The sequence below is a fragment of the Fulvivirga sediminis genome, from assembly GCF_016757215.1.
Lineage (GTDB): Bacteria > Bacteroidota > Bacteroidia > Cytophagales > Cyclobacteriaceae > Fulvivirga > Fulvivirga sediminis.
In genome coordinates this window covers 459,585-474,927 of sequence record NZ_JAESIY010000001.1, presented here as the reverse complement: position 1 = coordinate 474,927, position 15,343 = coordinate 459,585, and the positions used below count along the sequence as shown (strand labels likewise).

Genomic DNA, 15,343 nt, shown 5'->3' with positions numbered 1-15,343 from the left:
TTTACCAGTGTCGATTATATTAATTTGGAAATTCTGTCAAATGCTTAACTTGGCATAGTTTTAGTTTAACAGTGAACATGAAACCTGTAATGGATCAAATGAATAATATAAAAACATATATTGTGGTATTAGGCTTATCATTTACACTGGTAGGTATTTTATCTTTAGAGGGCCTTGCCCAGGGTGATATTATCAATGATGTTAAAGAAGCTATCAAAACCGGTAGCTCAAAAGAAACTGCTAAATTCTTCAATCAAAACGTAGATGTAACGTTAGATGATGAAATGCAAAGCTATAGCAAAACTCAGGCTGAGTTTGTAATGAAAGACTTTTTCAAGAACAACCCTCCCACCAGCTTCACCATAGTACATCAAGGAGCCTCAAAAGGTGGCCTCCCCTATGCTATAGGTCAGTATATTTCTAATAAACAGACTTACCGAGTATGGCTAAGAATAAAAAATTCTGGAGGAAAGTATCTAATACATGAAATAAGTTTCATCAAAGAATAGATAATAAGTCATTTATAATAAAGAAGCACTGATTAAATCGGTGCTTTTTTTATTTTTGCACGATGGAATTGAGCTACCTGACTGAAGAATCAATAAATTATTTCATTAAGACCGCTCTTAATGAAGATATAGGGGATGGAGATCACTCTTCTCTGGCCGCAATACCTGAAGACTCACAAAGCGAAGCGAAAATGCTTATTAAAGATGAAGGCGTTTTAGCCGGAATAGAGCTCGCTATTAAAATATTCAACTTTTTTGATCCATCATTATCTGTTATACCTCTTAAAAAGGATGGAGATATAGTGAAAAATGGAGATATTGGTTTGATAGTAAAGGGATCTGCACGCTCAATATTAACTTGCGAGCGAGTTGTACTTAACTGTTTGCAGCGCATGAGTGGTATTGCTACTTATACGAACCACCTTTGCAAACTTATTAAAGGCACGCAAACTCAACTGCTCGATACCAGAAAAACTACGCCTAACTTCAGGCTTCCTGAAAAATGGGCTGTGGCTATTGGCGGAGCTAAAAATCACCGCTTTGCCTTATATGATATGATTATGCTTAAGGACAATCATATTGATTATGCTGGCGGTATTAAAAATGCCATTCATGCCACTAAAAATTATCTTCAAGATACTGGCAAGTCTCTTAAAGTAGAGATAGAAACCAGGAACTTAGATGAAGTTAAAGAAGTATTGGCCACTGGAGATATAGATATTATCATGCTGGATAATATGATGCCCTCAGTAATGAAAGAGGCCGTTCGCCTCATAGACGGCCAATATAAAACCGAGGCTAGTGGAGGAATTACAGAAAAAAGCATACGAGAAGTAGCCGAATGTGGTGTAGACTATATCTCAGTGGGCGCTCTTACACACTCAGCTAAAAGCCTCGATATTAGCCTAAAAGCAACCTAACTAAAATTACGCATTTAATTATTTTCAATAGTAAATCATGATTGTAAAGACTAAAAAGTATAAGCTGGAGAACGGAACTTATATTAAACTAGGTTTAGTGAATATACTAAAGCAGCAGTGGTGGGTGTTTTTAATAGCTTTGGCAATATGCTTAGGTTATTTTATCATACCTAATGCATGGTGGTTCATAGGTGCCGCTATAGCTCTCGTTCTTTATTTCTTATTCTGGCTTATCCAGTTTACAGGAGTTACACAAATGGAGCAAACCAAAATGCTATTTGAAAAACTCTCCTATGAAATCAACAGTCAGCAAGTGCTAATTAAACTTAACCCACGTCAGGGTATGCCTATTAAATGGGACCAAGTAAAAAGTGCAACTGTAGGTAAAGACTATATTTTGTTGGTGATAAATAAAGCCCAACTTATCCATTTGCCTTTTAGAATTTTTAACACTGAGAATGAAAGAAAATTTGTAGAGAGCATTCTTAAAAGAAAAGGATTGGTGAAGTAAAAAACATTCTATATACAACACAAAAAGGATCTTAAGCTACCAAGCATAAGATCCTTTATTTTATCTGCCATATGGAGCCTTTTGAAGACAAGAATAAAAGAAAGAGAACCTTTACCATGAAGGAAGCCAAGGTAAAGGCGGCTGATTTCTGTGCCTATCAGGAAAGAACCCAGCAACAGGTAAGGGATAAGCTTTATGATTATGGCCTAAGACAGCATGAAGTAGAAGATGTACTTACTGACCTCATAACCGAAGGCTTTATCAACGAAGAGCGTTTTGCACGAAGTTATGCTGGAGGCAAGTTCCGAATGAAAAAATGGGGACGATTAAAAATTCTACAAGGCCTTAAACAACTCGGCTTATCAGAATATTGTATAAGAAAAGGAATGTCTGAGATCGACCCAACTGATTATTCAGAGGCCCTCCATGATATTATAAATAAAAAGAACGGCGCTCTAAAAGAAACTAATCAGTACATTCGAAAGAGGAAAATAGCCTCTCATGCTATACAAAAAGGCTATGAAGCCGATCTGGTATGGGACATCCTCAGAGATATGGAGGATTCAATATAATTCCACCCGTGCTGCAGGTATATCATCAGTAAGGATTACGACTTTCCCACTCATCTCTTCCAGCATTGGCTTCATAATCAACTCTGCATTAGCTCTGGTCTGCTCTAGTATTCCTGAATTTTCTGCTGCCGTTTTTATCTCACGCTCAGCATTTTTATACGCCTTTTGAATGAAAGCTTTTTGATCTTTTAGCGGATTAGTCTGCATGTCATAAATTCTAGTATTTTCCATATCCAGCTTATAATAGCAGATTTCAGGCTCTGGTAATCTCAAATATATAGTATCCTTAGCTACCAGAATATCATTCACCTTCACCTTAGTAAGGTCAATACACCCCACAGCATGCCCTGCGCTAATAAGTGCAATCTTGGAGTCAGGTCCCAATTTAAAAAGCCTGAAATATTCTTTGCTCAACTCTTTAAGCTCAGTAATCTCCTTGAAATTGTATCTTACTAGCTCCATTTTACCGAGTGCCTCCACCTTCTCAAGCATAGTACTATTATTGATTATGGTCTTTGGTTCTTCCTCAGTGAGGCTATCAAAATACAGCCAACTACCTAATAGCAATACCAAGAACCAAGGCAAAACAAATGTTAATAACCTAAGGACTCTCATGAATTGATAACTTTCTTTATCATCTAATGTATAATATATTAACAAGAAATTTTGTTTCAGCGATCATTAAAACAATTTATATGTGGCAAATCTGCATTGATACTGGAGGAACCTTCACTGACTCCATAGCAATATCACCTGATGGTAAAACCAGTAGACTAAAAATATTAAGTAGTAGCCGACTGAAGGGCAAAGTGTTAGAACAGACCTCTCCTAACAGTTTTAGGGGTGACTTTAACTGGAGTATTGATACTGATATTTTTAAAAATTACCACTTCAGTCAGCCAAATAGTAATCAGACAGCGCTAATTGAATCTATCAATTTTAAAGAAAATATAATTTATCTTAATCAAGAGATAGATATCTTGCCCAATGACTTTGCCATTACTTCCAATGAAGAGGTACCTGTACTGGCAGCCCGTATACTCACCGCCACGGAACTTGATGCTACCTTCCCTGCTATAGATATGAGATTAGGCTCCACTAAAGGAACCAATGCATTGCTTGAGCGAAAAGGAGCTTCCGTAGTATTTATCACCACTAAAGGTTTCAAAGATCTGATTAATATTGGCACCCAGCAGCGTCCTGATATTTTTGCTCTAAATATTATCAAACCAACACCTTTATATAAAGAAGTAATAGAGATCTCAGAAAGAATAGATAAGTATGGAAATGTGCTAACAGCTATTACGAATTCTGAATTAGAAAAATTTTCAGAAAACCTGAGTCATTTGCCAGAAGATACCTCTTTTGCCATTGCCTTCATGAACAGTTATAAGAACCCTGATCATGAACTTAAAATTCAGCAATTAATTAAAAGTAAAGGCTTTCAATTCATCAGCACATCCTCCAATATTTCACAAAATATTAAAATATTGAGCAGGGCCGAAACTACTATAGCTAATTCCTACCTTCAGCCTGTGATCGAGAACTATATCTCTGGCATCACTAACAAGCTAATTAACTGCCATTTAAGAATAATGACCAGCGCTGGAGCTATAGTTAATTCTAGTCATTTTACCCCAAAAGATAGCCTTTTAAGTGGACCAGCAGGGGGCATAGTGGGAGCTAAAACGATAGCAGAAAAATCGGGCTACGACCAAATCATCACCTTTGATATGGGAGGCACAAGTACTGATGTAGCTATTTACGATAAAAAATACGATTATAAGTATGAAACACAAGTAGGTGATGCGAACATCTTAAGCCCAAGTTTGGCGATAGAAACCATAGCAGCAGGTGGCGGATCAATTTGTTACATTAAAAATGATATAATGCAAGTGGGTCCGGAAAGTGCCGGCTCATCACCAGGCCCTGCTTGTTATGGAGACGGCGGACCTGTGAGCATTACAGACCTCAATCTGTTATGCGGCAGATTGGTTGATTCTAACTTCAGCATTCCACTAAATACTGATAAAGCCAGAATAGCCCTAAGTCAAATCACTAACCCTACAGACGAAAATCTATTAGCCTTCTTACAAATAGCTAATGAAAAAATGGCAGAAGCTATTAAAAAAGTATCCGTTAGGAAAGGGTATTCACCAGCCGATTATGCATTGGTCACTTACGGCGGAGCAGGAGGGCAACATGCCTGTGCCATAGCTGACCTACTAAACATAAAAACCATAATAGTACCCTATGATGCAGGCTTGCTTAGTGCCTATGGTATTAGCCAAGCCGATATTGAGTATTTCACCGAAAAACAAATACTACAACCTTTTGATAAAGCCATTGATACACTTGAGGATACTTGGAACCAATTAAAATCACAAGCTACGCAAAAGCTTATTGACCAGGGGTTCAGTCAAACTGAAATATTCACAAAATCACAGTTACTTTACCTTCGCTACGCAGGACAGGAAAATACAGTAGAGATAGATGCTACTTCTACCCAAGATTACAAGCAAGCTTTCAAAGAAAAATATAAATCTATATATGGTCACTGGCTCAGCAATCGGGATATCGAACTGGAATCAGCCAAAATAATTGCAGCCATAACACCGCCTCAAGAAACCTCATCCTATAATTCAGCTGAAAAGCATTCACCAAAAGCCCAAGGAACGCAATCATGCCTCACTAAAAAGGGCAGAAAAGAAGTTAATTTTTATATATGGGAAAGGATGCATTCTGGAGCAGAAATCACCGGCCCAGCGGTGATTACAAGTAATAACTGTACTTTATTCATAGAGCAAGGCTGGCATTTTGAACTGGATGTTCATAATCACGCCGTTATAAAAAAAGTAGAAAATGATGATTCAATCACATTAAAGCCAGAAACAGAGAAGGCAAATTTGGAGCTTTTCAAAAACAGATATGCTGGCATAGTTGAAAAGATGGGAAGCCAATTGGAAAGAACTTCCTTTTCAGTAAATATTAAAGAACGTCTGGATTTTTCTTGCGCCCTTTTAGATGATCAAGGATACCTGATAGTAAATGCGCCTCATATTCCTGTTCACCTGGGTAGCATGGGTATTTGTGTAAGGAAAGTAATTCAGCATCTTCCTATGGAGGAAGGAGATATTATTATTACTAACCACCCGGCTTATGGAGGATCACACTTGCCTGACATCACTTTAATTACGGGTGTTTTTGTTGACGAAAAATTGGTTGGATATTTAGCCAGCAGAGCTCACCATGCAGAAATAGGCGGAAAAACGCCAGGATCCATGCCTACAGATGCCTCCACTTTAGAAGAAGAAGGTGTGATTATCCAGCCTCAATATCTTGCTAAAAATGGCCAGTATTTATGGGAAGACATCACTAATGTATTTCAATCTGCACGTTTCCCTACCCGATCTATTCAAGAAAACATAGCAGATTTACATGGAGGGGTAGCTTCATTAAAAACAGGTGTCAATGAACTTCAAAAGCTCTGCACTCAATATGGAGTAAGCACCATAAAAAACTACATGCAGCTGCTAAAAGAATATGTAAACAACAAATTATGGAATTCATTAACAGATAAAGCGGGTAGAACTTTTGAAGCCACAGAATATCTAGATGATCAATCGAAGTTGAATTGTACTATTGCCTTTGAAACAGAATCAGCCATTTTTGATTTTACAGGGACTTCAGCTACACACCCTGGAAACCTGAATGCCACGGAAGCCATCGTAAATAGTGTAGTGCTTTATGTACTTAGGTTATGCATGTCAGAGAATCTACCACTTAATGAAGGATTGATTTCAAACATTCAAGTTGTGCTTCCCAACTGCCTGCTCAATCCTGATTTCAGCAAAGAATCACCTGCCGTAGTGGGTGGAAATACAGAAATAAGTCAGAGATTAACAGACACTCTGCTAAAAGCACTAAATATGGCGGCTTGTAGCCAAGGAACTATGAACAACGTTCTTTTCGGCAATGATCAATTCGGATACTACGAAACCATAGGTGGAGGCACTGGAGCTGGTGAAGGTTTCCATGGTAAAGATGCAGTTCATCAGCACATGACCAATACCAAAATAACCGATCCTGAAATTATGGAATACAGGTATCCTGTCAGGATCAACAAATTTGAGATAAGAAAAAATAGTGGAGGAAAAGGCCGCTGGAATGGAGGTAATGGTATTATTCGCGAAATTGAATTCTTAGAGAAACTCAATTTAACAGTACTCACCCAGCACAGGAAAACGGCCCCATACGGCCTAGAGGGTGGCCATAGTGGCCAGACAGGAAAACAAGAATTAAGACAGCATGCTCAAGTCAAGAAACTCTTACCTAGTGACTCAGTAAAAGTTAAGCCAGGAGATATATTATCAATGTATACACCGGGCGGAGGAGGGTATGGTCAGTCATTCTAGTAGGCTCACTTCATTTTCATTAACCATAAAAGACAAACTACGCCCAAAAGGGATGGCCAAATTATAAGGCTCATGCCCAGCAGGAAAATCAAAGCATAAAGGATAAGAGTAACTTTCAAAATGACTCCCAATTAAATCCTTTATGTTTTTTCCAAAAGGGATAGTAGTATCTTTCACACCCGAAAAATCTCCTACAATAACTCCGGCCAGATCATCAAACTTACCTGCTCTTCTTAATTGTGTAAGCATCCTGTCAATTTTATACAAATATTCATCTATTTCCTCAATCAACATTATTTTCCCTTTGGCCTGCACCTCCGTTGCAGTACCCAAGCTGTCCGCCAACAAAGAAAGGTTACCTCCTATTACTTCTGCCTTAGCTATTCCATGTCTGTTTCTATAAGATCCTTTAATTGAATACTTAACACTTCCTTCAAAAAGTATTTTCTTCAAGCTACTTACCGATTCCGACACACCTTCATAACCAAACTGCGCAGGCATTATTCCATGAATACTTTCTATATTATTATTATTGAGTGCAACATGCATAGCCGTAATATCACTAAAACCAACCAGCCACTTAGGGTAATTCTTGATTCCAGAAAAATCAATATCATCAATAAAACGGGTCATACCATACCCACCTCGAGCACACAACACCGCTTTTAACTCCGGATTATCAAGACAGCTCTGCATTTCAGCTCTCCTAATTTCATCTGCTCCTGCAAAATAACCTTCAGAGGCATATAATTGCGGACTCAATATTACCTCAAGATCCCATTCTTGAAAAACATTAATAGCATGATCTATTTGTTCTGGCAATATCATTCTTGACGGAGAAACAATACCTATTTTATCTCCTGCTCGTAATAATGGTGGTCTTAAATTCATGGGTATAAAAAAAGCCCCAGCGGGGCTTTATATATAAGTATTCAATATTTTATTTACCTGAAGGCGTAACACCCATTTTCTTTAATACTAAATCACTAATATCGAATTTAGAATCAGCATAAAGCACTACATCTACACCGGCAATTTGTCCATTAAGCACATAAGTATAACCATTTTCTTTAGCTACAGACTCAATATTATTACCCACTTTTTCATAAAGAGGTTGCATTAAATCAGCTTGTTTCTTTTGCATAGAATTCTGAGCATCTTGCTGAAACTTTTGGATTCTTTGTTCCAACTGGGCCAATTCAGTTTCTTTATCCTGACGGATAGCTGCATCCATTGTAGATGCTCCTTGCTGATAAGCCTGTAGCTTCTCCTGATACTCCTGATATTTAGCTTGCAATTGATTTTGTAACTGAGTGTTATGTGCCTTTAGGTCAGATTCTACCTGCTTAGCTTCAGGCATTTGGCTCAATATATAATCTACATCCGCATAGGCTATTTTTGTAGTCTGTGCCTGCACGGTAGCAAGTCCTATAAACGCAAAGGCTATAATGGTTAAAAATAATTTGTTTTTCATGATATATTTAAATTAAACATTCTACTTTATTACATCATTTGGATCTCCCAACCCTAGCTCATCAAGCACATAGTCGGTATAGTCATGTCTGGGATCAGTATATATCATTACTAACTCCCCTGATTTATCGAACATAATTGCCAAACGTTGCTCTTTACATACACGTTCTATAGCCTCAAATATCTTGTCCTGAACTGGCTTTACCAATTCCTTTTTCTTCAAAAAGAATAAACCGTCGAATCCAAATATCTTTTTTTGATAAGCTTTTAGCTCATCTTCCTTTCTCTCTATTTCAGCCAACCTGTCTTTTTTCATCTCGGCTGTTAGCAAAACCTCCTCAGCATGAAGCTCACTGTACATAGATTCGATGTCCTTAGACATCTCTTTTATTTCATCCTGCCAGCCTTGAGAAAGCTTTTCTATCTCTCCCTGTGCTTCTTTATACTCAGGCATTTTGCTAAGTATATAATTGGTGTCTACATATCCAAATTTTTGTCCGTAAACATTAACGAACGAAAATAATGCCAAAAATAAAATAAATAGGTTTTTCATAGGTCAATAGGTTTATGGTTCTAAATTATCAAACACTATTTTAATCCTTATTCACTAACCTCAACTTATCTGATTTGCTGCCCTATAGTAAAGTGGAACTGAGGGCCACTTCTTTCAGTATCCCCTGGTACAGTATCAAATCCGTATCCCCAGTTGATGCCAATCAAACCAAAGGCTGGCATAAATATTCTAGCACCAAAACCAGCTGATCTGTAGTTTTCAAAAGGATTAAACTCCTGATAATTATCAAAATTGTTACCTGCTTCAGCAAAAACAAAACCATAAATAGTTGCGGCTTGTCCTGTAGTTACAGGGTATCTTAGCTCAAGGCCAAACTTGTCATATACAATTCCTCCCTCAATTCTACCTGTTCCATTTTGAGCAATTGTCCGATCATATGGAGGTGTTAAGGCGTTATTTTGATAACCTCTCAAACCAATGACATCAGTACCTAGTACAAAATTCTGTCCGGCAAGACCATCACCACCAAGGTTAAACCTTTCAAAAGGTCCTATCCCAGCCTCACTGGAATATGAGCCTATGAAACCAAAGTGTGCTTTAGCCTCCAATACTAATTTCCCCACCACTGTAAGGTAATACTTGGAGTCAAACATCCACTTATGGTATTCAATCCACTTATATCTTTCAGAAGCCTCTACTTTTTCATAATCTATATCTCTCCATAAAGAATAAGGAGGTGTAAAAGATGCACTTAATGATATGGTTGAACCACCTGTAGGGTACATTGGGCTATTAACACTGTTCCTAGATATTGTAGAATTAAAGGCTATGCTATTAGCTGATCCATTGGCAAAATCCAGACCACTAAATCTGTAATTATCCAGACCATAAACCATGTAAGACAATGAATTAGTCCATGTAAAATAGTCATCTGGCCAGCGTAGTCTCTTTCCTAAACCTACCGTAATTCCCTTAACCGAAATATGTGCGTTGTACTTACCATAAGGAGGAATATACTCAGAAACGCCATCTCCGTCTCTATCTTCATATTGCCTTGCTCTCTGTATAGAATAGTTGGCACTTACAGTAAACGAGTTAGGCTTTTTACCTCCTAACCAAGGCTCTGTAAATGAAACTGAATAGTTCTGATATTGACGACCTGTTGCCTGCACTCTCATAGACAGTTTCTGACCGTCACCTGTAGGGATTGGGTTAAACTTTCCTTTGACCAAATTCCTCATAGAGAAGTTGTTCAAAGATAAACCCAGAGTACCAACAAATCCAAGTTGACCTCCCCAACCTCCTGATAGCTCTATTTGGTCACTAGATCTTTCCACAAGATTCCATTCTATATCTACAGTTCCGTCAGCAGGGTTAGGCTTTGGAACAGGGTTAATCTGCTCAGGGTCAAAATAACCTAACTGAGAAAGCATTTGCTGAGTACGTATTAAATCCGATCGGCTAAACTTTCTCCCTGGAATAGTATAAAGCTCTCTTCTGATAACATGATCTCTGGTTCTTTCATTACCAGCAATGATTACATTTTTGATAGTAGCCTGCTCTCCTTCATAGATTCTCATTTCTACATCTATTGAATCTCCTTCTACTGCTACTTCTACCGGATTAACTCTAAAGAATAAATATCCATCATCCATATAAAGACCACTGATATCCGTTCCCTTAGGGTTGAATGAAAGTTTTTTATCTATTAGCTCTTTATTGTATACATCTCCTTTTTCGATGGCAAGTACCTTATCCAAAGTAGCGTCATCATAAACGAAGTTACCTGTCCAGATTATATTTCTAAAATAATACTTTCTACCTTCAGAAATTTCGATATCAATGTTAACGGAGTTCTCATTATTCGCATAAACAGAATCTCTAACTATTTCCGCGTCTCTATACCCATGAGAGTTATAAAAAGCTATAATGTTATCCTTATCATTCTCATATTCAGATTCAATAAATTTTGTAGAATTAAAAAAGTTCAACTTCACGTTATCGTTAATAAACTCTTTTAGTTCCTTACCAGAAACTTCATAAGTAGAATCTAAAAAACTTTTAATGTTTTTTGGTTTGGTGGCTCCTACAAGTAATTCGGCACCGCGTTTAAATAAAGAAATCCTAACTCGCTCGTTAGTCTTTTTCATTTTCTTCTTAATGCGGTTATCATCAAACATTTCATTGCCTACTATGTCAATCTTGTTCACCTTCACCTTCGCTTTTGGATCCACCACAATTCTTAATTTAACACCATCTCTATTTACAGTGTCTTCTTGTTGAATCACTTTAACATCAGCATACAGATAACCTTTATCGACATAATATTTTTTAACGGTTAGTTCTGTATTTCTAATAATAGCATCACTAAGAATTCTACCTCTAATCAGATTCAAATCTTCTCTTAAATCTGATTCTTTAGATTTCTTTGTTCCTTCAAAAGTAAAGCCAGTAAGCCTGGGGCGCTCTGATAGCTCTATGTTCAGATAGATTTTATCATCTTCGATTTTATCAATCTGGATGGACACATCACCTACAAGGCCATGTTTCCACAGCTTCCTTATTGCTCCACTAATCTGATCTCCTGGCACTTTAATCTTATCTCCGACTTTAAGACCGCTAAGTGAAATAAGGGCGTTTTTATCCAGCACTCTTAAACCTGTTACCTGAATATCAGCAATAACATATTCTTGTGGATTAGAATAGTTCAAGCCTCCTTCAGTATCGGAAGGTGCATTTGCCCTCCTTCTGAATTGAGCTTCTGAGGAATTAATAATAATAAAAATAAATGCAAGGAAAAATAATGTCTTCTTCATTAATATCAAGTATTCACTTGTTAGCTAATTTTACCAAATCGCCGTTCTCGTTTTTGATATGATATAATGGCCTCGTGCAGATCTTCTCGTCTGAAATCAGGCCAAAGTTTTGGTGTAAAATAAATCTCTGTATATGCCAGCTGCCATAGTAAGAAGTTACTGATTCTCATCTCACCACTGGTTCGAATTAATAATTCAGGATCTGGCATATTAGCTGTACTGAGATATCTTCCGAAATTTTCATCATTGATATCTTCAATATTGAGCTTATCATCTTTCACATCACTAGCCAAACGCTTAACCGCTCGTAATATTTCCCAGCGACCACTATAACTTAATGCCAGCACCAAAGTAAGGCCGGTATTATCCTTCGTGTTTTCTATCGCCTCCAATAGTTGCTTACGACACTTTTTGGGTAAAGCGTCGGTATCTCCGATGGTAGTAAGTTTAACGTTATTTTTAAGGAGTGTTTTTAATTCCCTTTTAATAGTTGCTACTAAAAGCTCCATAAGCCCTAAAACTTCCTCTGGAGGCCTACCCCAGTTTTCGGTAGAAAAGGCATATAAAGTAAGGTATTCAACCCCAAGTTCAGCACAGCCTTCTGTTGCCTCGCGAACAGCTGTGATGGCATTCCTATGACCAAAAATTCTGGCAGCACCTTTATTTTTAGCCCATCTTCCATTGCCATCCATAATTATAGCAATGTGTTTAGGAAGCAATTCTTTTACGATATTTTCATTTGGCATGGACACAGAAACGCAAAATTAACTTTAATAATATAAAAAAGCCTATTTTATACTTTTTTTTAATTTCTTCTGTAATTTTTCTTGTAGGGGCTAGTAGGGCAAGGTATGGTATAAAATGCATAGTTAAGTGTAACTCCTATAAAATAGTAGGCATCATTATCATATTCATTCCCATACTGATAATCTTTTATCACGCCGTCTCCGCCACTAACGTTGTCCAGATAATCAAAAAATGTTTTTCTGGCTCCGAATTCAACGCCAAGATACCATTTTGGATTTAAAATATACTTAATTCCCAGCCCAAAAGGGATGGAAGGCTGCACATTACTATATTCCTCTGGCTTTTCATCCATACCAGAGATTCCAAATATAGCTATGCCTCCGAAAAAATATGGAGTCCACCGTAACTGACCAGACTGCTCTCTCCATTTAAGGAAATGATACTCAAACACAGTAGAAGCTTCAAACAAAAAAATGTCAAAACTTGCATCTCTCTGATTCGCAAACACATCGATAGGAGTTTTAGCATCACTACCGGCCAATTTACCAGCTGTAGCTCCTATCCGGAAACTAACAGCACTACTAATATTAGATCTAAAAAAAACAGTCCCTGCAGGTTTGATAGAGTTCAGATTAATCCCTCTGGAGAGGTCTCCTGAATATTTAAGCCCTCCCAAACCAAAACCCACTTCGGTTTCTTGCGCCTGCAAGGCAGAGCTTAAGAGAAATAAACACATAAAAAAGGGGAAACCTATGATAGATCTCCCTATAAACAATTCCTTGATTCTATTCATATTATCTGAATTTAGCTCTTCTATAAGTAGCCCCTATTATAAAGGCTATCTTAAAAGAGCTAACGAAGTAAAGGTCCTTATCATTGCTATTACCTCTAATATTAGTTGGAGACTCAGACCCGTAACCTCTTATTTTTTGTTCTCCGTTTACGTCTATTGTATTATAATAAATTTCTGCAATACTGGGGTTCGAAAGATCACGAGGTTCATTGGTAGCCCCACCTGTGGTAGCCCTTGATAAGTCACTCATGTAACTGGCTAAAGCAGCATTATCACCCGTAAATCTATCCGAATTCACATAATTACGACTAACATCATCAAGATAATCAGTAAATAAATACCTCATTCCTGTTTCTATAGACAGATCAATCACCTGATTTAGTCTATATCTGAATCCAACTCCCATTGGTATAGCTACTTGTATTCTACTGTAGGGCTTTATACCTTCATTTTGATCTCCAGGTTGAAGATTGGCAAACTGCCCCTCTGTACCTAGAGGTTGAAGATCTACCCACTCTCCAGCCTCAGGCAGGCCACTTTCTTCAGGCACATAAGCCTGCGGATTATGATGAAACACTGTTACCCCACCATAAACATAAGGCGTAAACTGCACCCTGTTAATATAGGTAGACTCATTAGATAGTAAATCTATTACAGCTGTAACGCTAAGTTCTTTAATTCTATTTCTAAAATGAAGGTTTCTTATATATCTGAATTTAGCATCTTCATCATTAGGATCTGCAGATTTATAATCGCTACCTGAAACAGTACCGTAATTAAAAGAAGCTCGTAAAGTATACCTAGGCCCAAATCTACGTCCAAAGAAAATTCCTATTCCTGGCTTAGTAGTAGAGATATCAGTACTAATTCTATTAGATAAAGGAGAAAGATCACCAAAATAGTTAAAAGCACTTACTGAGACACCCACATAGTTGTATCTTTTGTTACCAAAAGTACTTTTCTTCCCTCTATAATTTGCCATACGCTTATTATTGCGTTTGACTTTTTTACTTCTTATTTGAGCATTACCATCTTGAACAGAGACAAGATAAAAAAGTAGGCAGATGGCAATAGTAAAAAATCTCTTCATTGTAATCTCATTAAAAAAGCTACTAAGACTAGTACATAAAAGTTATCAAAAATAAACATTAATTTCCTTCTTTTACAAATTAATTTCTGACATCCAGTCCCCAGTTCAGCTTCTGTCTCAGAGTTTTAAAATAACTATTATCTTTTAATTTTACTAGTTTGGCGGTAAAACTCTCTTTCTTTATTGTAAGTCTAACGCTACTATCTACTACTTCAAAACGAGAATCAAGCGATATTAAGAAATTATTACTTCTTCCTTCTATTGTAAATGACAACTCCGACTCATCTGGAACTACTATAGGACGAATGGTTAGGTTATGAGGGCTTACCGGAGTAAGAATAAAATTATCGGAGTGCGGCAACACCACAGGCCCGCCACAGCTTATCGAATAGCCTGTAGATCCTGTAGGGGTAGATAAAATGATACCATCGGCCCAATAGGAATTTAAAAACTCTCCATCTATGTAGGCATGTACCACTATCATCGAAGAGGTATCTTTCTTCAAAATAGTAAAGTCATTAAGAGCAAAATTCAAATCTCCAAAAAGATGATCATCTGACTCTAACCTCAATAAGGTTCTTTCGTCTATATCAATATTTCTAGAAAAGAGAGCATCAATGGCATTTCTAAAATCTGATTTGGCTGTTGTTGCTAAAAAACCAAGTCTACCTGTATTTATACCTAATATAGGCACATTTTTATCTCTTATGTGGGTGAGGGCTTCTAACAGGGTACCGTCACCTCCAAGGGTAAGCATATAGTCAAGTTCACTGAGATCCTCCCTTAGTTGATATATCTCAACTTTCCCCGAGTCTATATTATTATTGATAAGGTGTTCATTAAACTCTGAAGATACAACGATATCCGCTCTCCTCTTTTTTAATTCATCAAAAACTGATTGAATTACGTCTTCAGTATCTCGAGTAAATTCCTTACCATGAATACCTATTCTCATCTAATCAAATGGATTTATCGTAACCGTA

At 37.3% G+C, this 15,343-nt stretch carries 14 protein-coding genes; 5 read left to right on the top strand and 9 right to left on the bottom strand.

Features of this window, described 5'->3' with window-relative positions:
* Positions 1-77 precede the first annotated feature (77 nt).
* From JL102_RS02130 to JL102_RS02115, 4 genes are all read left to right on the top strand, one after another.
* Positions 78-509 (top strand): DUF4783 domain-containing protein, encoded by a 432-nt coding sequence (locus JL102_RS02130; RefSeq protein WP_202242024.1) that lies wholly within the window; start codon positions 78-80, stop codon positions 507-509.
* A gap of 62 nt (positions 510-571) precedes the next feature.
* Positions 572-1,429, top strand: a complete 858-nt coding sequence (gene nadC, locus JL102_RS02125) for a carboxylating nicotinate-nucleotide diphosphorylase (protein ID WP_202242023.1) — start codon at positions 572-574, stop codon at positions 1,427-1,429.
* A 37-nt stretch (positions 1,430-1,466) separates the two neighbouring features.
* Positions 1,467-1,940: a YcxB family protein gene (locus JL102_RS02120; protein WP_202242022.1), complete on the top strand. Its 474-nt coding sequence runs from the start codon at positions 1,467-1,469 to the stop codon at positions 1,938-1,940.
* A 71-nt stretch (positions 1,941-2,011) separates the two neighbouring features.
* On the top strand, positions 2,012-2,512 hold the full coding sequence (locus JL102_RS02115) for a regulatory protein RecX (protein ID WP_237390313.1): 501 nt from the start codon (positions 2,012-2,014) through the stop codon (positions 2,510-2,512).
* On the opposite strand, the gene JL102_RS02110 is transcribed toward JL102_RS02115, so the two are convergent.
* Positions 2,504-3,127, bottom strand: coding sequence for a DUF4230 domain-containing protein (locus JL102_RS02110; RefSeq protein ID WP_202242021.1), 624 nt, complete (start codon positions 3,125-3,127; stop codon positions 2,504-2,506). The genes JL102_RS02115 and JL102_RS02110 overlap by 9 nt on opposite strands.
* A gap of 80 nt (positions 3,128-3,207) precedes the next feature.
* On the opposite strand from JL102_RS02110, the gene JL102_RS02105 reads away from it, so the two are divergent.
* Positions 3,208-6,927, top strand: a complete 3,720-nt coding sequence (locus tag JL102_RS02105; protein WP_202242020.1) for a hydantoinase B/oxoprolinase family protein — start codon at positions 3,208-3,210, stop codon at positions 6,925-6,927.
* On the opposite strand, the gene JL102_RS02100 is transcribed toward JL102_RS02105, so the two are convergent.
* The 8 genes from JL102_RS02100 to JL102_RS02065 form a co-directional block, all read right to left on the bottom strand.
* Positions 6,919-7,818 (bottom strand): S66 peptidase family protein, encoded by a 900-nt coding sequence (locus tag JL102_RS02100; protein ID WP_202242019.1) that lies wholly within the window; start codon positions 7,816-7,818, stop codon positions 6,919-6,921. The two genes, JL102_RS02105 and JL102_RS02100, sit on opposite strands and share 9 nt — an antisense overlap.
* Before the next feature lie 49 nt (positions 7,819-7,867).
* Positions 7,868-8,401: an OmpH family outer membrane protein gene (locus JL102_RS02095; protein ID WP_202242018.1), complete on the bottom strand. Its 534-nt coding sequence runs from the start codon at positions 8,399-8,401 to the stop codon at positions 7,868-7,870.
* Between the two features lie 21 nt (positions 8,402-8,422).
* Positions 8,423-8,953, bottom strand: coding sequence for an OmpH family outer membrane protein (locus tag JL102_RS02090; protein ID WP_202242017.1), 531 nt, complete (start codon positions 8,951-8,953; stop codon positions 8,423-8,425).
* A 65-nt stretch (positions 8,954-9,018) separates the two neighbouring features.
* Positions 9,019-11,730, bottom strand: coding sequence for a BamA/OMP85 family outer membrane protein (locus tag JL102_RS02085; protein WP_202242016.1), 2,712 nt, complete (start codon positions 11,728-11,730; stop codon positions 9,019-9,021).
* Between the two features lie 20 nt (positions 11,731-11,750).
* The gene (locus tag JL102_RS02080) at positions 11,751-12,476 is read right to left on the bottom strand and encodes an isoprenyl transferase (protein ID WP_202242015.1); all 726 of its coding nucleotides are present in this window, start codon (positions 12,474-12,476) and stop codon (positions 11,751-11,753) included.
* 59 nt (positions 12,477-12,535) lie between these two features.
* A complete protein-coding gene (porG, locus tag JL102_RS02075) occupies positions 12,536-13,270 on the bottom strand; it encodes a type IX secretion system protein PorG (protein WP_202242014.1) in 735 nt (244 codons plus the stop codon).
* A 1-nt stretch (position 13,271) separates the two neighbouring features.
* Positions 13,272-14,360, bottom strand: a complete 1,089-nt coding sequence (locus JL102_RS02070; RefSeq protein ID WP_202242013.1) for a DUF6089 family protein — start codon at positions 14,358-14,360, stop codon at positions 13,272-13,274.
* A gap of 79 nt (positions 14,361-14,439) precedes the next feature.
* Entirely contained in the window at positions 14,440-15,315 is an 876-nt protein-coding gene (locus JL102_RS02065; RefSeq protein ID WP_202242012.1) for an NAD kinase, read from the bottom strand.
* Positions 15,316-15,343 lie beyond the last annotated feature (28 nt).